This is a genomic window from Actinoplanes sp. NPDC051861 (assembly GCF_040681145.1).
GTDB lineage: Bacteria > Actinomycetota > Actinomycetes > Mycobacteriales > Micromonosporaceae > Actinoplanes.
Map to the genome: position 1 here is coordinate 120,409 of NZ_JBFAYE010000005.1, position 23,536 is coordinate 143,944.

The following is a 23,536-nucleotide window of genomic DNA, read 5'->3' on the forward strand; positions in this document are numbered from 1 at the left end:
GGTCCCGGCGCGGAGCCTCTCAGAGGGTGAGCACGACCGTCGAGATGCTGCGCGCCGGGACGCTGACAGTGGCCTGGCTCCCGTTGACCGTGGCGGGCTGACTCGCCGCGTTGGCGCTGATCGAGGTGACGTAGTGCTCGGCGCGGGCGATGTTCTGCGGCGCCTGGAGCACGGCGTTGCTGACGGCGCTGGTGGACCGGTTGAGCAGCACCAGGGTGAGCTTGCCGCCGCCGGAGTAGGCGGTGACCTCCAGCGGGGAGACCTTCGAGCTCTTCGTCAGCGCGACGCGCTGGTGACCGGGACGGACGTACTTGGCGTACTGGGAGAAGGCGTACCCACGCTTGAGCGGAGCGCCGGCTGTGGTGCCGTACGCCGCCTCACCGTCACCGATGAACGAGTAGAACCGCTTGCCGTACCACCAGATGTAGGCACTCCAGTTCGACTCCATCGAGCGGTGCACCGTACGCATGATGTCGTCGAGCGTCTCGTCCCAGACCGCCTGGTTGCCCGGGTTGCCCCAGATGTTGGAGCCGCTCCCGTCGGCCTCGTGGAAGTTCCACTCGGTCATCCACACCGGCTTGCCGTACTGATCGGCCAGCGGGTACGCCTTGAGCCGGCCGGCGGCCTCGGTGCCGTAGAGGTGACCGCCGATGTAGCCGATGTTGGCGCGCGCGGTCGCGTCGTTGAGCGTCGGATCGGTGTAGCCGTAGTTCAGGTTCACCGCCTCGGCGACCATCAGCCTGGTGTTCTGCACCTTCGCGCCCTGGGCGCGCACGAAGTCGCGCAGTTCGGTGCCGCTCCAGTCCATCGAGTCGTAATCGGGGTGCCAGTCCGGCTCGTTCTGCACCGAGGTGACGTCGACCGTCACGCCCTGCCCGCGCATGTACTGCACGTAGCTGTTCAGGTGGTTCGCATAGTCGTCGTAGTAGTCGGTCTTCAGCTTGCCGCCGTTGGTCCGGCTGTTGTTCGTCTTCCACGCCGCCGGTGCCGTCCACGGCGAGGCGAGGATCTTCACGTCCGACCCGTACGACTTGGCGGTCTTCAGCGAGTTCACGTGGGTGGCCCACTCGCCGGCGACCGGGGAGACGCCGGTACGCACGATGGACAGGCCGAGCTGGCCGGAGCCCGTCCCGACCAGCGTCTGCGTCTCCGCCGCCGACCACGCGCTGCCCCAGATCGACTGCGCGGCGCCGAACCCGTCGACCGTCTGATACCTCGTCGACGTGTTCACGGTGATGTCCGGTGTGGTGCCCGGCTGCGTGGTCGGCGACGACGTCGGCGACGACGTCGGCGACGACGTCGGCGACGACGTCGGCACTGTGCCGCCGGTGCACACGACACCGTTGACCGCGAAGCCGGTGGGTGCCGGGTTGCTGCCGGTCCACGACCCGTTGAACCCGAACGAGACGCTCGCGTTGGTCGCGACAGCCCCGTTGTAGCTGACGTTTTTCGCGGTGACCGCCGTCCCGCTCTGGGCGACCGTCGCGTTCCACGCCTGGGTCACCTGCTGACCAGCTGCATAGGACCACGTCAATGTCCATGCGCTGATCGGATCGCCGAGATTCGTCATCGTCACATTGGCACCGAACCCACCCTGCCACTGCGACGACACCGCATAGTTCACCGAGCAGCCCGAGGCCGCGGACGCCGGCAGCGCCACGGCGACCGTCGCCGCCCCGAGCAGGAACGCGCTTCCGATAACGACGGGTTTGAATGCGCGCATGCTTTCTCCCTGACCGGACGGCCGTTTTCAGCATCCTACGGGAGCGCTCCCAAATTCCGCCTCCGACCATTTATCATCGGCCGACATAACGGTTTTCACCGATCCGGAAGGTGGCGTGCGGCCCGGCGGGGGCACTTGACCGCCCGAGAGACGGCGCATAGATTCCCCTCGTTACTTCCGGAAACAATCCGAAAGTTTCGGAAACCCCTCGTCGTCCTCAACGCAAGGAGTTCCCGTGCGTCGTCGTCCTTTGCTCGCTCTCGCCACCGCAAGTGCCGTGGTGCTCCTGGGTGGACAGCTCGCGTTCACCGGCTCGGCCACCGCCAGACCCGCACATCACCCGTCCTACCCCGCCGACTCGCTGCGCGCGCTCGCGGCACCGATCGGCCTGCGCATCGGCACGGCCATCAACGCCGACCTGCTCGGCACCGACGAGAAATACACGCAGATCGCCGCCGACCAGTTCTCCAGCGTCACCGCGGAGAACGCGATGAAGTGGGCGGAGGTGGAGGCCGTCCGCGGCACCTACACCTGGGAGAAGGCCGACGCGCTCGTCGACTTCGCCAAGAAGAACAAGCAGCTCGTCCGCGGCCACACGCTGCTCTGGCACAACCAGCTGCCCGCGTGGCTGTCCAGCGACGGATACAACACCACGCTGCCGGACGCCGAGGTGAAGGCGGTCCTCAAGAAGCACATCTTCGACCAGGCGCGCCACTTCAAGGGCGACATCTGGCAGTGGGACGTGATCAACGAGGCCTTCGACGACAACGGGCAGCCCCGCCAGACCATCTGGTACAAGGCCTGGGGCGGCATCGGCTACATCGCTGACGCGTTCCGCTGGGCCCACCAGGCCGACCCCAAGGCCCTGCTGTTCTACAACGACTACAACCTGGAGTTCACCGGGCCCAAGAGCAACGCCGTGTACGCCCTGGTGCAGGAGCTGAAGGCGCAGCGCGTGCCGATCCACGGCGTCGGCTTCCAGGGTCACCTCTCCACCCAGTACGGCTACCCCGACCTGCTGAACAACCTGCAGCGCTTCGCCGCCCTGGGCCAGAAGGTCGCCCTGACCGAGGTGGACGTCCGCACGTTCACCCAGGAGGACGCCGTGAACGTGCCGGTCAACCCGCTGGCGGCGTACGCCCAGGAGAGCTACTGGTCCCGGACGATGAAGGCCTGCCTGGCCGTCCGCGCCTGCATCTCGTTCACCCCGTGGGGCATCGGCGACGCCAACTCGTGGGTGCCCGGCTGGTTCTCCGACCCGCAGGAGGGCGCTGCCCTGCTCTACGACGAGCAGCTGAACCCGAAGGGCTCGTACCACGTCGTGCAGCAGGACCTGCTGCTCGCCGCCGGGGCCCCGCGCCGATAGAGGGCCTAAGTGGGGAGTGCCTCCCTCGCCCCACGTGAGGGAGGCACCCCCCTGATCCCCCCAGTTCAGCCTTTGACCGCTCCGGCGGTGAGCCCCTCGGTCAGGAATCGCTGCCCGAAGGCGTACATGATCACCACAGGGATACTGACCAGCAGCGACGCCGCGGCGAGCTGTCCCTGCGGCACGACGTCGCCGGCGATCATCGACTGCATCCCCACGGGGAGCGTCTTGTACTCGTCCTTCGTGACGAACACGAAGGCGAAGAGGAACTCGTTCCACGCGTTGGTCAGGGTGAACAGCGCGACCGCCAGCACGCCCGGCTTGGCGAGGGGCAGCAGCACCCGGCCGAACGCCTGGACGCGGGTGCAGCCGTCGACCAGCGCGGCGTCCTCGAGGTCGGCCGGGATCGACGCGAAGTACCCGGCCAGCAGCCAGGTGGCGAACGGAAGCGTGAAAGTCGGGTACGTCAGCATCAGCGACCACAGCGAGTCGGTCAGCCGCACGCTGATGAGCAGCTGGTACAGCGGGATGAACAGCAGCGCGCCCGGCATCACGTACGTCAGGAGCACCGTGACCGTGAAGCCCTGAGCGCCGCGGAACCGCAGGCGGGCCAGTGCGTACCCGCCCAGGACCGCGCAGATCAGCGCGATCACGGTGGACGCGGCGGACACCATCAGCGTGTTGAGGTACCAGCGGCCGAACGGCTGGTTGGTGAACAGACCGCCGAACTGCTCCAGGGTCCACGGCGCCGGCCACAGGTCGCTGACGCGCATGACGACCTGGCTCTCCGACTTGAAGGCCGTCACGGCGATCCAGTACATCGGGAACAGCACGAACGCCAGCAGGCCGGCCAGCGCGACGCCGGACCCCACGGACGAGGCGCGGCTGCCCCGGCGCACCGGGATCGCCAGGATCAGCCGGACGACCACCGACGCGACCAGCAGGATCACGGCCGCCTTCCAGAAGATCTCCGGTGACGCCCAGAACAGCAGGCCGGTGACCAGCGCGGTGGCGGCCCACGGCAGCGCCCGCCGCGTCGGCCCGGTCCATCGTGGCTGCTCGTTGCCGGTCTCCTGACGTAGGAGGCGGACCAGGAAGAACACCAGCACGCCGATGATCGGCAGCATCACGAGCGTGACCGCCGCGCCGGCGCCGTACTGCAGCTGCAGAATCGCCTTCGAGTAGGCGACCAGCACGTACGGCGCTGTCACGTCGCCGGGGCCGCCCTGGGTCAGCAGCCAGATCAGGTCGAAGTTGTTGAACGTCCAGATCGACGACAGCGTCACGGTCACGGTCATCACGTGGCGCAGCCCGGGAAGCGTCACGTGCACGAACCGCTGCCACGGCGAGGCGCCGTCGATGGTGGCGGCCTCGTACTGGTCGGCCGGGATGGCCTTGAGCCCCGCGAGGAAGCAGACGGTGAAGAACGGGATGCCCTTCCAGACGTTGACCAGGATCACCGACGGCATGGCCAGCGACGGGTCGGACAGCCAGCCGGCCGGCCAGGTGTCGATCAGGTGCACGGAGGCCAGCAGCGGCCCGATCCCGGACGCGGTGAGCAGGGTGTTGACGCTGCCGAAGATCGGGTCGAGCAGCGCGCGCCAGCTGAACGCCGTCACCACTGTCGGGACCACCCACGGCACCAGCAGCAGGCCGGTCAGCAGGGCGCGGCCGCGGCGGCGGTGGTGCAGCAGGAGGGCTGCGGCGAGGCCGAGCACGACCTTGAAGATCTCGGCGTACGCGGTGAAGACGAACGAGTTGACCACGCCCGTGTGGAACTGATCGTCGTCCCAGAGCGCGGCGTAGTTTCGCAGGCCGACGAAGACGCTCTCCGCCCCGTGCCGTTCCGTGGTGCTGGTGATGATCGACTGGACGATCGGCACCAGCACGAGCGCGCCGACCAGCAGGGCCGTGGGCGTCAGGAAGACCGCCGCGAGCCGCCAGTCACGGCCGAACCGCCGCTGGGTCGGCGTCAGGGAACCCGGCCCCGGTGGAGGGGACACCCTCTTCACCGGAGCCGGTGCGGAACGGACTGGGCTCACTGCGGCAGCCCCTGCTGCGCGAAGATCTGCACCATCTTCGCGTGTGCGGCCGTCACCGCCTGCGCGGGCGCCGCGCCCTGGACGACCTGCTGCATCATGTCGGTGAGGACGTACGCCGCGACCACCGCCTGCTGCCCGGCGCTGGCCTTCTGCGGGAACGACAAACCGTTCTTGGTCTTCAACGGCAGCGGCTGCTGGGACATGTTGCGCAGCATCGGGAACGCCGGGTCGCCGCCCGCGAAGAACGGGTCGGCGTCCCAGACCTTCTCCCACGCGGGCAGTGCGAGGCCGGGCGCCTCCTTGGCCACCCCGACCAGAGCGGGCGCCGTGACGAGGTACTGCGCCACGAGCTTGGCGAGCTCGGCGTTCTTGGCACCCTTGAAGATGGTGAAGCCCTGGGACTGGCCGAGCAGCAGGGACTTGTCAGTCGCCGGCCCGACGCAGTCGGAGAAGACGTGCGTGTTCCCGTACACCGGGTTCTTCTTGGTCTTGGAGTCGGCGTAGACGCTGAAGCTGTTGCGGGTGTAACCGAGGACGCCGGCCAGCCAGTTCTCGTTGTTGCTGGTGTCGGTCCAGCTGGCCACGCCGGGCGGCAACATCGACTTGTACTTCGGGTTCGTGTAGACGTCACCCAGGAACGTCACCGCCTGCACCGTCTCGGGCGAGTTGAACGTGACCTTCTTGCCGTCGTTGGTGGCGATGGCACCGCCGTACGAGTTGATCAGCGCCTCGATCAGCCCGTTCGCGTCACCGGACCGGTTCACGGTCATGCCCCAGCCGAAGCGGCGCTTGGCCGGATCGGAGATCTCCAGGCAGAGGTCGCGCAGTTCCTCCCAGGTGTAGACGTCCTTGGGAGCGATGCCCTTCTCCTGCATCCAGTCCTTGCGCAGGAACGAGCCGATCCCGATGAAGTGGTACGGGATCGCGTACCACTTGCCGTCGAAGACGCAGAAGTTCTTGGCCTCCGCGCAGGGTTCGCCGTACTTGGCCGTCAGCGCCTCGACGACGTCCGTCACGTCCTCGAGGTCGCCCAGCGCCTGGAACTGCGCGACGAACCGCGAGTCGGTCATGAACGCCAGGTCGCGCGCCACACCACCTTCGACCTCGGCGTGGATCTTGGCAACCACGTCGCCGGCGTCCGCCTGGACCAGGCTGTTCTCGATCTTCGTCCCGGTGGAGTCGGCGAACTTCTTGATCGAGGCGTCGAGCGCCTCGTTCGCCGCCGTCGAGTACAGCTTCTGCGACAGCATCCCCATCGAGGAGCCCTTCAGCGACGCCGCGGCGTCGAGCAGCTCCTTCGGGACCTCCGGCACCACGCCGGCGGGCGTCTCGGCGGTGTCACCGCACGCGGCCAGGCCGGCCGCGCCCAGCACACCCACCCCCATTCCCAGAAAGCCGCGCCGGGACCACAACGGGCTGTCCTCCATGACATTCGCCTCCCACCGGTGTTCGAGATTTCGAACATCGTTCGGTATATCGTCTCGGGTGGACGCGACGGTAGAGGAACTTTGTGATGAGTGTCAATGTTCTGGAAACGGGCCGGTTATCGGCGCCGCGTGCGGTACCCCAGGCGGCCGGAGAGCGCGTCGGCGCCGTCCCGCACCAGCTCGGGCCATTTGACCTGCGCCTGCGGTGTCCAGCGGATGATCGGCGCCGACACGCTCATCCCGGCGACGACCGCACCCGTGTGGTCCCGGACCGGCGCACCCACACAGCGCATGGCGGTGTCGGACTCGCCGACGTCCGTCGCGACGCCGTCCACCCGGACCCGGTCGAGATGGGCTCGCAGACGATCCGGATCGGTGAGGCTGGCCGGTGTCATGCCCGGCAGGTCACCCCGGTTCAGCAGGGCGTCCAGGACGACCCGGTCGAGGCCCGCCAGCAGCACCTTGCCGACCGCCGTGCAATGTGCCGGCAGTCTGAGCCCGACACCGGACACCATCCGGACCGGGTGCGTACTGTCGACCTTGACGAGGTAGACGACGTCTGCGCCGTCCAGCACCGCCACATGAACCGCCTCGTCACACGAGGCAGCGACCTCCCGCGCGACGCCCTGCGCCTCGCGGACCAGGTCGAGCCGGCCGGCGAACGCCGCGCCGAGCTGGAAGACGGGCATGCCGAGCCGATACCGCACCGGCTGGCCCGGGACGGAGATCAGGTATGACCGGTCCACGAGCGTGACGAGCAGCTCATGGACGGTGGTCCGGGGCAGGTCGAGTCGCTCGATCACCTCGCGGGCGGACAGCTCGGCGCGGTCCAGGAACAGTTCGAGGATGTCGAGCGCTCGGCTGACCGCCGGTACCACACGGGCCATGTCGAAAGTCCTTTCCAGCAATGGCGTCAGTTACAAACCTTAGGATGGCCGAGGATGCCGATCTCCCTTCACCACCTGCCCGCGGGCACCACCTCGCGCTGGGCCGTGTGTCACGACGACAAATGGGCCGAGGTCAGCGGCACTCTCGCCGGTCTGCTCACCGTCCCGCTCGACCAGGCTCGGGCCATGATCGAAAATGCCGCCCCCTTCACTCCCGCTCCCACGTCCGCTCTCCCGCCCGTCGATCTCCAGGAGATCTGGGCGGCCGGCGTGACGTACCTCCGCAGCCGCGAGGGCCGCAAGGAGGAGTCCGGGCACGGGTCCGTTTATGACCAGGTCTACGACAGCGCCCGCCCGGAGATCTTCTTCAAAGCGAGCCCGTGGCGCGTCGTCGGCCACGGCGACACCGTCGGCATCCGGGCCGACTCCGGCTGGGACGTCCCCGAGGCCGAGGTCGGCCTGGTCCTCAACGCTGCCGGAGAGATCTTCGGGTACACCCTCGGCAACGACATGAGCAGCCGGGCGATCGAGGGCGAGAACCCGCTTTACCTGCCGCAGGCGAAGATCTACGACCGTTCCTGCGCGCTCGGCCCCGCGATCGTGCCGAGCTGGGCGGTGGGTCCAGGTCCGTTTGAGATCACGCTGCGCGTGCTGCGAGAAAACCATGAGGTGTACGCGGGAACGACCTCGACGTCGGCGATGGCCCGAAGCTTCGAGGACCTGGCGGAGTGGCTGTTCCGCGGGCTGAGCTTCCCGCTCGGAGTGGTGCTGCTGACCGGCACCGGAGTGGTGCCGGACGCGGACTTCACCACACAGCCGGGCGACACGATCGAGATCTCGTCCGACGCGCTCGGCACCCTGACCAACACCGTGGTCACCGTCGGTGTCCCCTGATCGGCTCTCACTGCTCCCGCGGCGCCAGCCGGACACGTCGCAGCAACTGGGCGTTGAGGGCGACCACGATGGTCGAGGCGCTCATCAGGACCGCGCCGACGGCCGGGCTCAGCGTGACTCCGGCCCAGGCCAGCGCTCCGGCGGCGAGCGGGATGGCGACCACGTTGTAGCCCGCTGCCCAGGCCAGGTTCTGGACCATCTTGCGGTACGACGCCTTCGACAGGCGGATCACACCGGTGACGGCCCTCGGGTCCGAGGAGGCGAGCACGACTCCCGCTGACTCGATCGCCACGTCCGTACCCGCACCGATCGCCAGGCCGACGTCGGCCCGCGCCAGCGCCGGCGCGTCGTTGACGCCGTCGCCGACCATCGCCACCCGCAGTCCCCGGGCCTGCAACTCGGCGACCGCGCGGTCCTTGTCCGCGGGCAGCACCTCGGCGAACACCTCGTCCACCCCCGGCCGGAAGCCCAGGTCCGCGGCGACCGCCTCGGCAACCGGCCGGGCATCCCCGGTGATCATCACGATCTTGCGGATCCCGGCGCGGCGCAACTGCTCGATCGCCTGCCGCGCCTCCGGCCGCACCTCGTCCTCCAGCGCGAACGCCGCGATCACGCTCGGCTTCCCGCCGTCGTCCAGGCGCAGCAGGTGCAGCACCGCGGCGCCCCGGCGCGACCACTGCCCGGCCGTCTCCTCCAGTCCGGCGGGCACCGTGGCGCCCAGCTCGCGCAGCAACGCGGGGCCCCCGACGGCGTAGGTGTCGCTGCCGACCACGGCCTGCACACCGCGGCCGGTCAGTGAGCGGAAGCCGGCGGCGGCCGCATGCTGCCCACGCTCGTGAGCGGCCGCTGTCAGCGCCCGGGCCAGCGGGTGTTCGCTGTCGGCCTCGACCGCGCCGGCGATCCGCAGAACGTCGTCCTCGCGGTGCCCGTCGGCGGCGGCCACACCGGTCACCGTGTGCGCGCCCTTGGTGAGAGTGCCGGTCTTGTCGAAGAGCACCGCGTCGACCGAGCGCATCCGCTCCAGGGCCAGCCGGTCCTTGACCAGGATGCCGGCCCTCGCCGACAGCGCCGTGGAGAGCGCGATCACCAGCGGGATGGCCAGGCCGAGCGCGTGCGGGCACGCGATCACCAGGACCGTCACGGTACGCACCACGGCCTGGTCCGGGTCGCCGATCGCCCACCAGACCAGGAAGGTCACCAGCGCCGCCGCCGTGGCGATGTAGAACAGCATCGCCGCGAACCGGTCGGCGAGCACCTGCGCCCGCCCACCGGCCGCCTGCGCCTGCGCGACCAGCCGCCCGATCCCGGCCAGGGCGGTGTTCTCCCCCACCGCGTCGACACGGACCCGGAGAGCCGAATCGGTCGCGACCGTCCCGGCCACCACGCGGTCTCCCACGCTCCGGGCGACCGGCCGGGACTCCCCGGTGATCATCGACTCGTCGAGCTCCGCCGATCCGTCGACGATCCGCCCGTCGGCCGGCACCCGGCCGCCCGAACGCACCAGCACGGTGTCGTCCACCGCCAGCTCGGCAACCGGAACCCGTTCCGTCCCACCGCCCGCCGTCAGGCGCTCGGCGTCGTCGGGCAGCAGCGCCGCGAGCGCGGAGAGCGCACCCTGCGCCTGGCCGATGGCCTTCATCTCCTGCCAGTGGCCCAGCAGCATGATGGTCACGAGGGCCGCCAGCTCCCACCAGAAGTCCAGGTCGAACCAGCCGAGGCTGGTCGCCAGCGAAGCCGTCCAGGCCACGGTGATCGCCATCGAGATCAGCAGCATCATCCCCGGCGCCCGGTCGCGGACCTCGCTCACCGCGCCGGCCAGGAACGGCCGGCCACCGTAGAGGAACACCGCCGTCCCCAGCACCGGCCCGACCCACGTGATCCCGGGGAAGTCCAGGCTGTACCCGAACCACTCCATGATCATGTCGCTGGTCAGAACGATCGGAACCGTCAGCGCGAGGCTCAGCCAGAACTTCCGCCGGAACGCCTCAGGATCGTGCCCGGCGTGTTTGTCGTGCCCGGCGTGCCCTCCATGCCCGGCGTGCCCCTCGCGGCCACCGTGACCTGTCGCGTTATCGCGGTGCCCCTCGTGCTCGCTCGACCGCATGTCGACCACCTCCGATGCAGAAGGTATACCCCCAGGGGGTATCAGGCAACCATTGTTCCCGGCGTCACATGCACGCGCCGGGGTCAGCGCCGACCCGGCCGCAGGCTTGTCAGCGTTTCACGGATTGCATACCGTACTCTCCATAACGCATACAGCTAGCGTGCGATAAGGGGGTAGCCCATGCGAGTCGCCGTGCTCGGAGCCGGCGCCATCGGCGCCTATGTCGGCGCCGCGCTGTGCCGGTCCGGAGTGGACGTCCATCTGGTCGCCCGCGGGGCGCACCTGGCCGCGCTGCGGCAGCACGGGGTGCGGGTCCTCAGTCCTCGCGGTGACTTCTCCGCCCATCCGCACGCCACCGACGATCCGGCCGAGATCGGCCCGGTGGACTACGTCTTCCTCGGACTCAAGGCCCACTCCTACGCCTCGGCCGGTCCGCTGCTCGCTCCCCTGCTCGGCGACGACACCGCCCTGGTCGCCGGGCAGAACGGCATCCCCTGGTGGTATTTCCACCGGCTGCCAGGGCCGTATGAGGACCAGCGGATCGAGGCGGTGGACCCGAACGGCGAGACCTCGGCGGTGATGGCACCGGAACGCGCGATCGGCTGCGTGGTGTACCCGGCGACCGTCATCAAGTCCCCCGGGGTGATCCAGCACCTGGAGGGGACCCGGTTCTCCATCGGCGAGCCGGACGGGACCGTGTCGCAGCGGTGTCTCCGGTTCAGCGAGGCGATGATCGCCGGCGGCCTGAAGTGCCCGGTCGAGCCGCGCCTGCGAGACGACATCTGGATCAAGTTGATGGGCAACGCGTCGCTGAACCCGATCAGCGCGCTCACCCGGGCCACCATGGTCGAGATCTGCGAGCACGTGGGCACCCGGCGGCTGGTCGAGCTGATGATGGAGGAGACGCTCGACATCGCCGCCAGGGTCGGGAGCACGCCGGAGATCTCCATCGAGAGGCGGCTCGACGGCGCTCAGCGGGTCGGCCACCACAAGACGTCGATGCTGCAGGACCTCGAGGCCGGCAAGGAGATGGAACTCGACGCCGTGGTGGCGGCCGTGGTGGAGATGGCCGACATCACCGGCGCCCCGGCTCCGACGCTGCGGACCGTGTATGCCGCCACCGACCTGCTGGCCCGGAGCATGTCCCGGCGGTTCCCCACCCTCCCGACCACCTAACCGCTACTCGGAGGTCTGACATCCATGGCCAAGATTCCCTGCATGGACGCGGTCGTCTCGGTGCTCGCGTCGGAGGGCGTGGACATCGCGTTCGGCTGCCCGGGCGCCGCGATCCTTCCGCTCTACGCCGCGCTGCGGCGCAGCGAGATACGGCACCTGATCGTGCGCCACGAGGAGGGCGCCACCCACATGGCCGACGGCTGGGCCCGGACCAACGGAAGGGTCGGCGTAGCCATCGGCACGTCCGGACCGGCCGGCACCAACATGATCACCGGCTTGTACACGGCGCTGGCCGACTCGATCCCGATGATCTGTATCACCGGCCAGGCGCCCACCGCCAAGCTGCACCAGGAGGCGTTCCAGGCGGTGGACATCGTCGAGATCGCCAAGCCGGTGACGAAGTGGGCGGTGCAGGTCAAGGAGGCCGCCCAGGCGCCCTGGATCTTCCGGGAGGCGTTCCGGATCGCGCGCTCGGGCCGGCCCGGTCCGGTGCTGATCGACCTGCCGATCGACGTCGCGCGCCAGGAGATCGAGTGGGACGCCTCGATCGACGCGCCGCTGCCGGTGCACCGCGTCGAGCCGCACCCGCCGCGGGTGGAGCGGGCCCTCGACATGCTGCTGGCCGCCGAGCGCCCGCTGATCCTGGCCGGCGGCGGGGTCATCATGGGCGGGGCCACCGACCTGCTGCGAGAGGTCGCCGAGGCCCTGGAGACACCGGTCCAGGTGACCCTGATGGGTAAGGGCGCACTGCCGGAGGACCACGACCTGTTCGCCGGGATGACCGGCATCCAGACCACCCAGCGGTGGGGCAACGCCTCGTTCCTGGAGTCCGACCTGGTCCTCGCGGTCGGCGCCCGCTTCGGCGACCGGCACACCGGCGACCTCGAGACCTACCGTGACGGCCGGAAGTTCATCCACGTCGACATCGAGCCGACCCAGCTCGGCAAGGTGTTCGGCCCGGACCTCGGCGTGGTGTCGGACGCCGGGCCGTTCCTCGCGGCGCTGCTCCGCGCCTATCGGCGGCGCAACGCGTGGCGCGCTCGCGACCAGTGGATCGCGCGGGTCCGCCACCTGCGCGAGACGCTGCGCCGCCGGGACGACTTCGACACCGTCCCGATCAAGGCACCCCGGGTGTTCAAGGAGATCAACGAGTTCTACGGCCCGGACACCTACTTCGTCACCGCCATCGGCCTCTACCAGATCTGGTCCGGGCAGTTCCAGAACGTGTTCAAGCCCCGGCACTACCAGGTCTGCGGTCAGGCCGGCCCGCTGGGCTGGGAGATACCGGCGGCCATCGGGGTCAAGTCAGCCAGGCCCGACGCCGAGGTGGTCGGTGTGGTCGGCGACTATTCGTTCCAGTTCCTGGTCGAGGAACTCGCCGTTGCCGCGCAGTACGACATCCCGTTCGTGCTGATCATGTTGAACAACGAATATCTCGGACTGATCCGGCAGGCCGAGATCGGCTATGAGATGAACTACGAGGTCGACATCCACTATGACCAGTACGGCTCCGACAATGTGAAGATCATGGAGGCGTACGGCTGTTCCGGGCGCCGGGTGTTCGAACCCGGCGAGATCGCCGACGCGCTGGCCTGGGCGACCAAGGAGGCGCGGCGCACCAGTCGGCCGGTGCTTGTCGAGGTGATGATCGAGCGCGAGGCGAACACGGCGCACGGCCTCTCGATCGCGAAGGTCAACGAGTTCGAGCCGGCCCCGGAGATCGGACATCGGGACACGATCTCCGGCTGATCGACATCGAAATCGCGCGGGGTGGGCGGGTCAGCCGTCCACCCTTGCCGCGCCGCGTCACTCATTGCATCTCGCCGACTGTATGCTATAGCCCAAACGGGTTCTCGCAGGCGGAGGTAGTTCATGACCGATCGGAGAGGCGGGACACGGTCGCTCGGGGCCGCCCGCGGCGAGGCCAGGGCAGCGCGTCAGCCGCTGGAGCGACCCGCACCTCTGCGCCAGGCGGTCTACGACGTCATCGGCGAGATGATCATCAATCGGGAGCTGCAGCCCGGCGAGCACCTCGTCGAGAACGAGCTCGCCGCGCACCTCGGCGTGAGCCGGCAGCCCGTCCGGGAGGCCCTGCAGCGGCTGCACAACGAGGGGTGGGTGGACCTGCGACCCGCCCTCGGCGCCTTCGTGCACGTGCCCACCGAGGAGGAGGCCGACCAACTCCTGGCCACGCGGACCCTGCTCGAGACCGAGTCCGCGCGGCTGGCCGCCAAGAACGCCACCCCGGAGCAGGTCGAGCGGCTCCGGGAGCTGCAGCGAGCAGGCGAGCAGGCGCTCCGCGAGGACAGCCAGGTGGCCCTGGTCGAGGCCAACGCGACCCTGCACGCCCACGTGGTCGAGATGTCCGGCAACAAGGTCCTGGCCCAGCTGATCGCCATGGTGGACCGCCGGGTGAGGTGGTATTACTCGCCGATCGCCCGATCCCGCGGCCGGGAGGCGTGGGACGAGCACGCGGCGCTGATCGACGTGATCGCCGATGGCAACACCCGGCGGGCCGGTGAGATCATGCGCCGGCACACCGAGCGGACGCGGGAGTCGTACCATCAGCGCCGCAAGGAAGCCGGCGAGCAGGACGCCCTCGGCTGACGACCGGCCGGGCCCTCGGGGCCCGGCCGCAGCGATCCGCCTACAGACGGATCGACTTCTTGTTCATGAACTCCTCGATGCCGGCCGGGCCGAGTTCCCGGCCGATCCCGGATCGTTTGATGCCGCCGAACGGCAGGTCGGCCTGCGACCCGCCGGCGCCGTTGAGGTAGACCATGCCGGACTCGATCTGCCCGGCGACGCGGCGCAGCCGGTCCGGATCCGTGCCCCAGACGCTGGCACCGAGCCCGAACGGCGAGTCGTTGGCGATGGCGATCGCCTCCTCCTCGGTCTCGGCCCGGAAGACCAGCACGACGGGCCCGAAGACCTCCTCGTAATAGAGGTCCATGTCCGGGGTCACGTCGGTGAGCACGGCGGCCTCGAGATAGGCGCCGGGCCCGTCGACACGGCGCCCACCGGTACGCAGTGTCGCGCCCTGCCGGACCGCCTTCTCGACCTGACCGGCCACCTCGTCGGCCGCCGCGACCGACGCCAGCGGCGGCAGCTTCGTCGCCGGGTCGCCGGGGTCACCCGGGACGTATGTCTCGGCCACGTGCTTGGTCAGCCGTTCCACGAACTCGTCGTAGATGCCGCCGAGCACGATCATCCGCTTCGGCGCGTTGCACGACTGACCGCAGTTGCGCATCCGGGCGGTGGCGGTGGCCCGCACCGTCTGGTCCATGTCATCGGTGTCGAGCACGATCAGCGGGTCGGAACCGCCGAGCTCCAGGACCGCCTTCTTCAGGTTCTTTCCGGCCTCGGCGGCCACCGAGATGCCCGCTCGCTCGCTGCCGGTCAGGGAGACTCCCTGGATCCGGGGGTCGGCGAGCATCTGCGGGATCTGCGCGCTGGAGGCGAAGATGTTCACGTAGACGTCCTCGGGCACCCCGGCGTCGTGCAGGATCCGCTCGATGGCGATCGCCGAGCGGGGACAGATCGAGGCGTGCTTGAGCAGGATCGCGTTGCCGAGCACCAGGTTCGGCGCCACGAACCGGGCGACCTGGTAGCAGGGGAAGTTCCACGGCATGATCCCGAGGAGTGGACCGATCGGGTTCTTGGTGATGACGGCCTCGCCGCCCCTGATGCTCATCGGCTCGTCGGCCAGCAGCACGGCCGCGTTGTCGGCGTAGTACCGGAAGATGTCGACGACCACGCCGATCTCCCCGCGGCCCTCGTTGATCCGCTTGCCCATCTCCTGGGTCATCGTCGCCGCCAGTTCGTCGGCGCGCTCGGCGAACAGGCCTGCGGCGCGGGCCACGATCTCGGCCCGCTCGGCCGGCGGGCGGCGGCGCCACGACAGGTATCCGCTGTGGACGCGATCGATCGCGTCCCGGATCTCGCCCTCGGTGGCGTTCTCGATCTTCTCGATCAGTTCACCCGTCGCGGGATCGGTCACTGTGTACATGGAGTTCGGGCCTCCGTCCTCTGCCAACACTGGTCGAGGGCGGCTCGTCCCGATACCGGGACGAGCCGCCCAGGGTCTGCCGCCGCGGTGGCCGCGTCACTCAGGACTTGACCGTGATGCCCTTCGGGTTGAGGTGGGCGATGTTGCCGCTCTCGGTGCCGTCGGCGGGGTCGATGATGCAATCGATGAGCGCGGGCTTGCCCAGGGCCAGTGCCTCGCGGAGGGCCGTGGTCACCTCATCGGGCGTCGTTGCCCGATAGCCCTTGCCGCCGAACGCGGTGATCATCAGATCGTGCTGGGCCCGCAGGGCGGTCGGGGCCGGGTCGCCGGCGGCCGACGCCGCGGCGTCGCCCCGGTAGACGCCGCTGTTGTTCAGCACGACCGTGACGATGGGCAGGCCGTAACGGCAGATCGTCTCGAGCTCCATGCCGCTGAACCCGAACGCGCTGTCGCCCTCGATGGCGACGACCGGGTCACCGCTCTCGACCGCGGCGGCGATCGCGAACCCCAGGCCGATGCCCATCACGCCCCAGGTCCCGCTGTCCAGCCGGTGCCGCGGCACCTGCATCCCGATCGTGTTGCGGGCCAGGTCGAGCGCGTTGGCGCCCTCGTTGACCACATATGCCCGCGGGTTCTCCCGCAGGACGTCGCGGATGGCCTGCAGTGCGCCGAGGAACTTCATCGGGTGTGCGGTCTCGGCGGCCTTGAGGCGCTTGGCCATCTTGGCGACGTTGTCGGCGGAGCGGGCCGAGAGTTCGTCGCGCCACGAGGCCGGCACCGCGATCTGGCCGGGCTTGGTCCGCTCGAGCAGTGCCCGCATCACCGAGCCGACGTCACCGACGAGCGGCGCGGCGATGGGCTGGTTGCTGTCCAGCTCGGTGCTGGCGATGTCCACCTGGATGAACTTGGCGCCGGAGTTCCACTGCGGCGCGTCGCCGTGCCCGAGCAGCCAGTTCAGCCGGGCGCCGACGAGCATCACCACGTCGGCCCGGCGCAGGGCCAGCGACCTGGTGCTGGCCACCGACTGCGGGTGGTCGTCGGGCAGCAGGCCCTTGGCCATCGACATGGGCAGGTAGGGCACGCCGGTGAGCTCGACGAACTGACGGATCTCGTCGTCGGCACGGGCGTAGGCCGCGCCCTTGCCGAGCACGACGAGCGGCCGCTGGGCGCCGGCGAGCAGCTCGATGGCTCGGTCGAGCGCCGCCGCATCGGGCACCTGTCGCGGCGCCGGGTCGACGACCCGCCACAGGGACGCCGCACCCAGGTCGGCGTCGATGACCTCGCCCAGGACAGCGGCCGGGATGTCGAGGTAGACCCCGCCCGGCCGGCCCGACACGGCCGTGCGGATCGCGCGGGCGATGCCACGGCCGATGTCCTCGGCCCGGTGCACACGGTAGGCCGCCTTGGCGAACTGCCGCGCCGCCGCCAGTTGGTCCATCTCCTCGTAGTCGCCCCGCTGCAGGTCGACCAGGTGCCGCTCGCTGGACCCGGAGATCTGCACCATCGGGAAGCAGTTGACGGTGGCGTTGGCCAGGGCCACGAGGCCGTTGAGGAATCCCGGGGCGGAGACGGTCAGGCAGATCCCCGGCTTGCCGGTCAGGAACCCGGCCGCCGCCGCCGCGTGCCCGGCCGCGCTCTCGTGCCGGAAGCCGACGAAGCGGATGCCGGACGCCTGCGCCAGGCGGGCCAGGTCGGTGATGGGGATGCCGACAACGCCGTAGACGGCCTCGACCTCGTTGAGCTTGAGCGCGTCGACGACCAGATGGATGCCGTCGGTGAGCTGCGTGGCGTTGACGGCGTCGCCGGCTTCTGACTCCCGGAGTGAAGCGATGGTCATGATCGAGCCCTCCATCAAGGTCGCGGCTTCTGTATACGATATGCTTGCGCCCGCAAGATTGCATACCGTATGGGGTAGGCAATAATCGTGACCCATGCCGCGGCGAGGTGTCTAGAGGGCGGCGGTGGCTTTCATCACTAGATCGTTTTTTGTATACCGAAGCCTGTATCCTCGAAGTGTCGAACAGGCACCCGTCACCGACCACGAGTGCGGCGGCGTACCGTGGAAACCCCCGCACAGCCGCCGCGGGCGACCCCCTCCGGCCGCCATGCGATGAAGCGTGACGGCGAGAGATCCGGCGACCCGGATGCGCCCGGCCCTACCAGGCCCATCCGGGTGTCCTGCCGGACCACCGTCCCGGACCTCTCGGTGTCCGGTCCGGTGCGCACGGTCCCGGAAAGCGTCGTTTTCCGGGAAGAACGACAAGCAGGAGTGATGTTGTCATGACCACCTGGCGGAAGTTCTCACGTTCCCTGACCCGACTCACCGACCGGCTGGCCCTGCCGTCCGGCTTCTCCGCCGACGGCCGCTCCCTCGGGCTCGGCCTGGCGGCCGCGCTGGAGAACCAGCGCCGGGCCGCCCGGCCGAGCGACGAGGAGATCGCGCGCTTCCTTCGCGGCTCCGCCCCGGACGAGGGCCTGATCAAGGCCTGACAACCTGGTCAGACCGAGTCCCGGTTCGCCGTCACGGTCTCGTGGGCGCCGGAGGTTCCGGACTCCACGTCCGTGGCGGCGGGCTCGGCTCGCCGGGACTTCATCAGGCTGGCCACGGTGGTGATCACCAACGTGCCGATGATGACCCCGAGCGAGACGGTGATCGGCACGGCCGGGGCCCAGGAGACGCCGTCGTGGTGCAAAGCCTCCAGCACGAGCTTGACGCCGATGAAGGCCAGGATGAAAGCCAGGCCCTTGCTGAGATAGATCAGCCGGTCCAGCAGTCCACCCAGGAGGAAGTAGAGCTGCCGCAGGCCCATCAGCGCGAAGGTGTTCGCGACGAAGACCAGGTACGGCTCCTGGGTCAGTCCGAAGATCGCCGGAATCGAGTCGAGCGCGAAGAGCAGGTCGGTCGTGCCGATGGCGACCATGACGATCAGCATCGGCGTGACCATCCGCCGGCCGTCCACCCGCACCAGCACCGAAGCACCCTGGTACGAGTCGGTGGTCGGCAGGATCCGCTTCGCCGCACGGAGGGCGAAGTTCTCCGAGAACTCGTCCTCCTGTTGCGGGCCGACCAGCTTGACCGCGGTGTAGATCAGGAACGCTCCGAAGATGTAGAACAGCCAGTCGAACCGCGCGACCGCCGAGGCGCCCGCCGCGATGAAGATCCCCCGCATCAGCAGCGCCAGCACGATGCCGATCAGCAGCACCTTCTGCCGGTACCGCACGGGCACCGAGAACCTGCTCATGATGATGATGAAGACGAACAGGTTGTCGACGCTGAGCGAGTACTCGGTGAGCCAACCGGCGAAGAACTGGCCACCGTAACCGGCGCCGTACGTCGCCATCAGCAGGAACCCGAAGGCGATCGCCGCCAGCACGTAGAAACTGACCCAGCCGACGCACTCCCGGAAGGACGGTTCGCGGGGGTTCCGGGCGACCAGGTAGAAGTCGAAGGCGATCATCACGAGGAAGCCGATGATCGTCACGGCCCATACCCAGAGCGGTAGATTCATGACGCTCCCTTGGATCGGAACAGGTTCGGCCGGCCCGCTGCTCGGGCGGCGGCCCGGGCCCGCCGGCGGCTCTCTCTCGCCTCCCACTGGGCCTCGGCATGCCGCAGGTAGAACTGGTACAACCGCTCGGCCCGCGGGTTGCCGGGCCGGATACGGCGCAGCCAGCCCGGCGCCACCCGCTCGTACAACCAGCTGAACCCGATCGCGAAGCCGAGGCTGACGATCGCCTGGTAGGCCAGGAAACCGAGCACGTCCGGAGGCGGGGCGGGCCGGCCGGTGAGGAGCAGGCCGGCCAGCACCTCGTGGGCCAACCGGGCGAGGGGGAACCCGACGAGCCAGAAGAGCGCCGCCGGGGCGAACACCCCCGGTGAGATGACGCCGACGGCCTGCAGCAGCCCGAACCCGCCGCCGAGCAGTGCCAGCGGGAGTCCGAGCGCCAATCCGGTGGCCAGCGCCCAGTCCACGGGCTGGCCCGCGATCAGAGCCAGTCCGAGGGCCGCCGCCCCGCCGATCACGCCGATGCCGGCGCCGGGCAGAGCGAGCTGGCCGAGGTGACGCAGCTGCTGGTAGGTCACGGCTTCTCCTCGCACTAGATGACCACGCCGAACCTGGCCAGGCTGTAGATCAGCATGCCCAGGTAGAACACCGCGCCGAAGCCGATCACCACGTTCTGCACGATGCCGGGGCGGATCGGTTTCGGCAGCATCCGGTTGTTCACCAGCAGCAGCACGACGCAGTACGCGCCCATCGCGAAGGTGGACAGGAAAGCCAGCACGTCGAGGATCGCGCCCGGACCGTCGGCGGGGCCGAAGTTCAGGATCAGGATGCCGAACGTGATGACGCCCCAGAGGAAGCCGGCGTACAGCTTGGACATGCTGAACCGCTTCGCGCCGGGGACGAAGTGGTAGGTCATGTCGGACTGCCCACGGGAGAACGAGTCGAACAGCCCGAGCGTGGCGTTGAGCCCGATCAGTGCGATGAACCCGAGGAACACGCCGTGCAGCACCGGGGCGCCGGCCGAGGCGAAGGCGTCCGCCATGGCGGTCAGCGCGACCTCCCGGTCACCGTCCCGGATCAGGTCGCCGACGTTCGGGTTCACCCGGACCGCGGTCTGCGCCAGCACCGTGAAGGAGACGGTGACCAGCATGGTGATGCCCCAGAAGAGCAGGAGGGCGTCGAAGGTGACCCACCGTCGCCAGCCCTTCCACTTCTTCATCTCCTCGGGGTTCTCGGTGTCGAACATGAAGCCCCGCGACGGCATGGCCTCCTGCTCGTCCGCGTGCCGCAGACCGCGGATCTTCGGGATATGCGCGCCCATGCCGGCACCGGAGTCACGGAGGTGCAGCGTGTACCACATCTGCTGCATGCCGGACGGACCGGCGAAGGCGATCGCCCCGACGATGACCGGGAACCAGGTCGCCGACATCGCCTCGTCCGGCAGATAGCCGAAGTGGAACATGCCGCCGAGGGTCGAGGTGACGTCGGCCCACCGGCCGACCAGCGAGGCGACCACCGACGTGCTGACCACGAGGAGGCCGATCAGCACGCCGAGCAGGCTCTCCAGCAGGGGGTAGATCACCTTGGCCAGGCTGAAGAGCACACCGACCAGGATCAGCCCGACACAGGCCGTGACCTTCCAGGGTATGCCGGTCACCTCCTCGAAGGCGGCGGCTCCGGTGGAGAGGTGGCCGGGCCAGATGTAGACCAGGATCGCCACGCTGAAGAAGAACCACATCAGTGGTTTGAAGACCCGGGCGGTGCCGAAGAAGATGCTCTCTCCGGTCGCCATCGCGTAACGGGCCATCTCCAGCATGACGAACGCCTGGAGGGTGACGCCGATCAGGAAGAGCCACCTGATCTCCGGGCCGAAGATCAGGACGAGCCGGGGCCACATGTACGACTCGCCCATGCCCACGCCGAGTGCGACGAGGAACACGGTCGGGCCGAGCAGGTGGACCGAGGGCGGCGCCTTCGGCAGCTCCCTGATCGGCATCGGTTCGAGCCGCCCGGCGCGCCATACTCGATCGTCGGCGATGGCGGCGGTAGCGGTTGCGGTGGTCGGTGATGTGCTTGTCGTCGGTTCGATGGGCGAGGGGGAACTCGAAGCGTCCACGCTGGACCTCCTGGGGATTCCTGTCCTTTGACCCTGGCCGCGGAGTGGTCGCTGTGCCGTTACTGGCCCCTCCAACTGCCCGGTGTGATGGAACTGCGCACGACTCAGCGGCCGTCCGGCCGGTCGCCGAGCAAGCCGGCGGAACGTGCCCACCGATACTTGGCGCCGAGCACGGCGACGGGCTTCTCAGTGGTGTACGGATAGGCGACGATGCCGTGCCGGTACAGGTGTTCGCTGGCCTCCTCGACCTCGACGTCTCCGGCGAGCGAGGCGACCACGGGCTTGTTGACGCCCTTCGCCCGGAACTCCTCGACCACGTCCACCACGAGTTCGGCGAAGACCATCGGCGGGGTGACGATGGTGTGCCAGTAGCCGAGGATCAGCGAGTGGATGCGCGGGTCGGACAGGCCGAGCGCGATCGTGTTGCGGTAGGTCGACGGCGGTTCGCCGCCGGTGATGTCGATCGGGTTGCCGGCGGCCCCGAACGGCGGGATGAACTTGCGGAACGCCTCGTCGAGGTCGTCCGGGATCTCCATCAGGGTGAGCTGGTTGTCCACGCAGGCGTCGGAGAGCAGCACCCCGGAGCCGCCGGCGCCGGTGATGATGACGACGTTCTCGCCCTGCGGGGTGGGCAGCAGCGGGATGCCGCGGGCGTACTCCAGCAGGTCGTTGAGGCCGGGGGCACGGATCACGCCGCTCTGCCGCAGGATGTCGTCGTAAACCTTGTCGTTGCCGGCCAGCGCGCCGGTGTGCGAGCTGGCCGCCTTGGCGCCCTGGTCGGTGCGCCCGGCCTTGAGCACCAGCACCGGTTTGGTGGCCGAGACCCGCTTGGCGGCCCGCGCGAACGACCGGCCGTCCTTCAGGTCCTCCAGGTGCATGGCGATGAGCTGGGTGTTCGGGTCGCTCTCGAAGAACGTCAGCAGGTCGTCCTCGTCGATGTCGGCCTTGTTGCCCACCCCGACGATCGCGGACACGCCCATCCGGGCGGACCGGCTGAACCCGAGGATGGCCATCCCGATGCCGCCGCTTTGGGAGGAGAGCGCCACTCCGCCCTTGACGTCGTACGGGGTGCAGAACGTCGCGGACAGGCTCTCCGGGGTGTAGTAGTAGCCGTAGATGTTGGGCCCGAGGATGCGTACGCCGTGCCGGCGGGCGATCGCGAGCACCTCGGCCTGCAGCTCGTGGTTGCCGGTCTCGCCGAAGCCGGACGGGATCATGATGGCACCGGCCACACCCTTCGCGCCGACCTCCTCCAGCGCCTGCGGGACGAACTTGGCCGGGATGGCGAAGACCGCGACGTCGACCGGGCCGGGCACGTCGCTGATGCTGCGGAACGCCTTACGGTCCAGGATTTCGGTAGCCTTCGGGTTGATCGGGTAGATCTCGCCCTGGTAGCCGCCGTTCACCAGGTTCTTCATCACCGAGTTGCCGATCTTGCCGGCCTCGGCCGACGCTCCGATCACGGCGATCGAGGCGGGCCGCATGATCCGGTTCATGCTCGCCAGGATCTCCTCGTCGGTGAACTGCTCCGGACGCTCGGCCGCCCGCGGGTCGACCAGGATCCGGACGTCCACGGCTGTCGCCGAGGCCGACGTGGCCAGCACCGGGTTGAGGTCGACCTCGGCCAGCTCGGGGAAGTCCGTGACCAGGTCCGAGAGCCGGACGATGAGGTCGGCCAGGATCTCGCGGTCGGCCGGTTCGGCGCCGCGTACACCCCGCAGGATCTCGGCCGAGGCGATGCCGTCGATCATCGACAGCGCGGTCGGAGTGTCGGCCGGGGCGAGCCGGAAGGTGACGTCCTTGAGCACCTCGACCAGGACGCCGCCGAGGCCGAACGCGACGACCTTGCCGAACGTCTGGTCGGTCACCGTGCCGACGATGACCTCGTGCCCGGAGGTGAGCTGCTGCTGCACCTGCACTCCGACGATCTTCGCGTCGGCCTGGTACGCCTTCGCGTTCGCGATGATCGTGTCGTACCCGGCGGCGACCTCCGCTGCCGATCCCAGCCCGACCAGCACGCCACCGGCTTCGGTCTTGTGCAGGATGTCCGGCGAGACGATCTTCAGGACCACCGGCAGCCCGATCTTCTCGGCCAGCGCCACCGCCTCGTCGGCGCCGGCGGCCAGGCCCTCCCCGGGGGTGCCGATCCCGTACGCCTCGACCACCAGCCGCCCCTCCGGAGCGGTCAGCGAACTCCGTCCCTCGGCACCGGCCCGTTCGAGCACCCGGCGCACGGCTTCGCGGTCGTAGCCGCGGTCGTCCTTCGGCATTTCCTGATCTCCTAAG

At 69.2% G+C, this 23,536-nt stretch carries 17 protein-coding genes; 6 read left to right on the top strand and 11 right to left on the bottom strand.

Annotated elements, in window-relative coordinates; translation table 11 throughout:
* Positions 1-19 precede the first annotated feature (19 nt).
* The gene (locus AB0M02_RS17455; RefSeq protein WP_364227790.1) at positions 20-1,723 is read right to left on the bottom strand and encodes a cellulose binding domain-containing protein; all 1,704 of its coding nucleotides are present in this window, start codon (positions 1,721-1,723) and stop codon (positions 20-22) included.
* A 235-nt stretch (positions 1,724-1,958) separates the two neighbouring features.
* Here AB0M02_RS17455 and AB0M02_RS17460 point away from each other — a divergent pair, with 235 nt between their 5' ends.
* Positions 1,959-3,089: an endo-1,4-beta-xylanase gene (locus AB0M02_RS17460; protein WP_364227793.1), complete on the top strand. Its 1,131-nt coding sequence runs from the start codon at positions 1,959-1,961 to the stop codon at positions 3,087-3,089.
* Positions 3,090-3,154: 65 nt separating this feature from the next.
* Here AB0M02_RS17460 and AB0M02_RS17465 read toward each other — a convergent pair whose 3' ends face one another.
* The 3 genes from AB0M02_RS17465 to AB0M02_RS17475 form a co-directional block, all read right to left on the bottom strand.
* Entirely contained in the window at positions 3,155-5,092 is a 1,938-nt protein-coding gene (locus AB0M02_RS17465; protein WP_364227796.1) for an ABC transporter permease subunit, read from the bottom strand.
* A 35-nt stretch (positions 5,093-5,127) separates the two neighbouring features.
* Positions 5,128-6,558 carry an extracellular solute-binding protein gene (locus AB0M02_RS17470; RefSeq protein ID WP_364227799.1) on the bottom strand — a complete coding sequence of 477 codons (1,431 nt, stop codon included), beginning with the start codon at positions 6,556-6,558 and terminating at the stop codon, positions 5,128-5,130.
* A 116-nt stretch (positions 6,559-6,674) separates the two neighbouring features.
* A complete protein-coding gene (locus AB0M02_RS17475) occupies positions 6,675-7,445 on the bottom strand; it encodes an IclR family transcriptional regulator (protein ID WP_364227802.1) in 771 nt (256 codons plus the stop codon).
* Positions 7,446-7,499: 54 nt separating this feature from the next.
* Here AB0M02_RS17475 and AB0M02_RS17480 point away from each other — a divergent pair, with 54 nt between their 5' ends.
* A complete protein-coding gene (locus AB0M02_RS17480) occupies positions 7,500-8,339 on the top strand; it encodes a fumarylacetoacetate hydrolase family protein (RefSeq protein ID WP_364227804.1) in 840 nt (279 codons plus the stop codon).
* A gap of 7 nt (positions 8,340-8,346) precedes the next feature.
* Here the strand turns inward: AB0M02_RS17480 and AB0M02_RS17485 are convergent, their stop codons facing one another.
* Positions 8,347-10,443 carry a heavy metal translocating P-type ATPase gene (locus tag AB0M02_RS17485; protein ID WP_364227807.1) on the bottom strand — a complete coding sequence of 699 codons (2,097 nt, stop codon included), beginning with the start codon at positions 10,441-10,443 and terminating at the stop codon, positions 8,347-8,349.
* A 180-nt stretch (positions 10,444-10,623) separates the two neighbouring features.
* Between AB0M02_RS17485 and AB0M02_RS17490 the strand changes: the two genes are divergently transcribed.
* The 3 genes from AB0M02_RS17490 to AB0M02_RS17500 all read left to right on the top strand — a co-directional run bounded on the left by AB0M02_RS17490 (position 10,624) and on the right by AB0M02_RS17500 (position 14,226).
* Complete coding sequence (locus AB0M02_RS17490) at positions 10,624-11,619, top strand: 2-dehydropantoate 2-reductase (protein ID WP_364227810.1); 996 nt, start codon at positions 10,624-10,626, stop codon at positions 11,617-11,619.
* 24 nt (positions 11,620-11,643) lie between these two features.
* Positions 11,644-13,368 carry a glyoxylate carboligase gene (gene gcl, locus AB0M02_RS17495; protein ID WP_364227813.1) on the top strand — a complete coding sequence of 575 codons (1,725 nt, stop codon included), beginning with the start codon at positions 11,644-11,646 and terminating at the stop codon, positions 13,366-13,368.
* A gap of 123 nt (positions 13,369-13,491) precedes the next feature.
* Positions 13,492-14,226 (top strand): GntR family transcriptional regulator, encoded by a 735-nt coding sequence (locus tag AB0M02_RS17500; protein ID WP_364227816.1) that lies wholly within the window; start codon positions 13,492-13,494, stop codon positions 14,224-14,226.
* A 40-nt stretch (positions 14,227-14,266) separates the two neighbouring features.
* Here AB0M02_RS17500 and AB0M02_RS17505 read toward each other — a convergent pair whose 3' ends face one another.
* Together AB0M02_RS17505 and oxc are read right to left on the bottom strand one after the other, a co-directional pair.
* On the bottom strand, positions 14,267-15,628 hold the full coding sequence (locus tag AB0M02_RS17505; protein ID WP_364227819.1) for an NAD-dependent succinate-semialdehyde dehydrogenase: 1,362 nt from the start codon (positions 15,626-15,628) through the stop codon (positions 14,267-14,269).
* Between the two features lie 100 nt (positions 15,629-15,728).
* A complete protein-coding gene (oxc, locus tag AB0M02_RS17510; protein ID WP_364227822.1) occupies positions 15,729-17,465 on the bottom strand; it encodes an oxalyl-CoA decarboxylase in 1,737 nt (578 codons plus the stop codon).
* Between the two features lie 443 nt (positions 17,466-17,908).
* On the opposite strand from oxc, the gene AB0M02_RS17515 reads away from it, so the two are divergent.
* Positions 17,909-18,118, top strand: coding sequence for a hypothetical protein (locus AB0M02_RS17515; protein WP_364227825.1), 210 nt, complete (start codon positions 17,909-17,911; stop codon positions 18,116-18,118).
* Between the two features lie 8 nt (positions 18,119-18,126).
* On the opposite strand, the gene AB0M02_RS17520 is transcribed toward AB0M02_RS17515, so the two are convergent.
* The 4 genes from AB0M02_RS17520 to AB0M02_RS17535 all read right to left on the bottom strand — a co-directional run bounded on the left by AB0M02_RS17520 (position 18,127) and on the right by AB0M02_RS17535 (position 23,520).
* A complete protein-coding gene (locus tag AB0M02_RS17520) occupies positions 18,127-19,137 on the bottom strand; it encodes a TerC family protein (RefSeq protein WP_364227828.1) in 1,011 nt (336 codons plus the stop codon).
* Positions 19,134-19,712: a hypothetical protein gene (locus AB0M02_RS17525; protein ID WP_364227830.1), complete on the bottom strand. Its 579-nt coding sequence runs from the start codon at positions 19,710-19,712 to the stop codon at positions 19,134-19,136. Before AB0M02_RS17525 ends, AB0M02_RS17520 begins: the two co-directional genes overlap by 4 nt.
* Before the next feature lie 14 nt (positions 19,713-19,726).
* Entirely contained in the window at positions 19,727-21,130 is a 1,404-nt protein-coding gene (locus AB0M02_RS17530; protein ID WP_364227833.1) for an Nramp family divalent metal transporter, read from the bottom strand.
* Between the two features lie 224 nt (positions 21,131-21,354).
* The gene (locus AB0M02_RS17535; protein WP_364227836.1) at positions 21,355-23,520 is read right to left on the bottom strand and encodes an acetate--CoA ligase family protein; all 2,166 of its coding nucleotides are present in this window, start codon (positions 23,518-23,520) and stop codon (positions 21,355-21,357) included.
* Positions 23,521-23,536 lie beyond the last annotated feature (16 nt).

Bases quoted from the DNA above. Each gene is read 5' to 3' on its own strand.
- AB0M02_RS17455 (WP_364227790.1), bottom strand. From the start codon at position 1,723: ATGCGCGCATTCAAACCCGTCGTTATCGGAAGCGCGTTCCTGCTCGGG.
- AB0M02_RS17470 (WP_364227799.1), bottom strand. From the start codon at position 6,558: ATGGAGGACAGCCCGTTGTGGTCCCGGCGCGGCTTTCTGGGAATGGGG.
- AB0M02_RS17475 (WP_364227802.1), bottom strand. From the start codon at position 7,445: ATGGCCCGTGTGGTACCGGCGGTCAGCCGAGCGCTCGACATCCTCGAA.
- AB0M02_RS17480 (WP_364227804.1), top strand. From the start codon at position 7,500: ATGCCGATCTCCCTTCACCACCTGCCCGCGGGCACCACCTCGCGCTGG.
- AB0M02_RS17485 (WP_364227807.1), bottom strand. From the start codon at position 10,443: ATGCGGTCGAGCGAGCACGAGGGGCACCGCGATAACGCGACAGGTCAC.
- AB0M02_RS17490 (WP_364227810.1), top strand. From the start codon at position 10,624: ATGCGAGTCGCCGTGCTCGGAGCCGGCGCCATCGGCGCCTATGTCGGC.
- gcl (WP_364227813.1), top strand. From the start codon at position 11,644: ATGGCCAAGATTCCCTGCATGGACGCGGTCGTCTCGGTGCTCGCGTCG.
- AB0M02_RS17500 (WP_364227816.1), top strand. From the start codon at position 13,492: ATGACCGATCGGAGAGGCGGGACACGGTCGCTCGGGGCCGCCCGCGGC.
- AB0M02_RS17505 (WP_364227819.1), bottom strand. From the start codon at position 15,628: ATGTACACAGTGACCGATCCCGCGACGGGTGAACTGATCGAGAAGATC.
- oxc (WP_364227822.1), bottom strand. From the start codon at position 17,465: ATGACCATCGCTTCACTCCGGGAGTCAGAAGCCGGCGACGCCGTCAAC.
- AB0M02_RS17515 (WP_364227825.1), top strand. From the start codon at position 17,909: ATGACCACCTGGCGGAAGTTCTCACGTTCCCTGACCCGACTCACCGAC.
- AB0M02_RS17520 (WP_364227828.1), bottom strand. From the start codon at position 19,137: ATGAATCTACCGCTCTGGGTATGGGCCGTGACGATCATCGGCTTCCTC.
- AB0M02_RS17530 (WP_364227833.1), bottom strand. From the start codon at position 21,130: ATGCCGATCAGGGAGCTGCCGAAGGCGCCGCCCTCGGTCCACCTGCTC.
- AB0M02_RS17535 (WP_364227836.1), bottom strand. From the start codon at position 23,520: ATGCCGAAGGACGACCGCGGCTACGACCGCGAAGCCGTGCGCCGGGTG.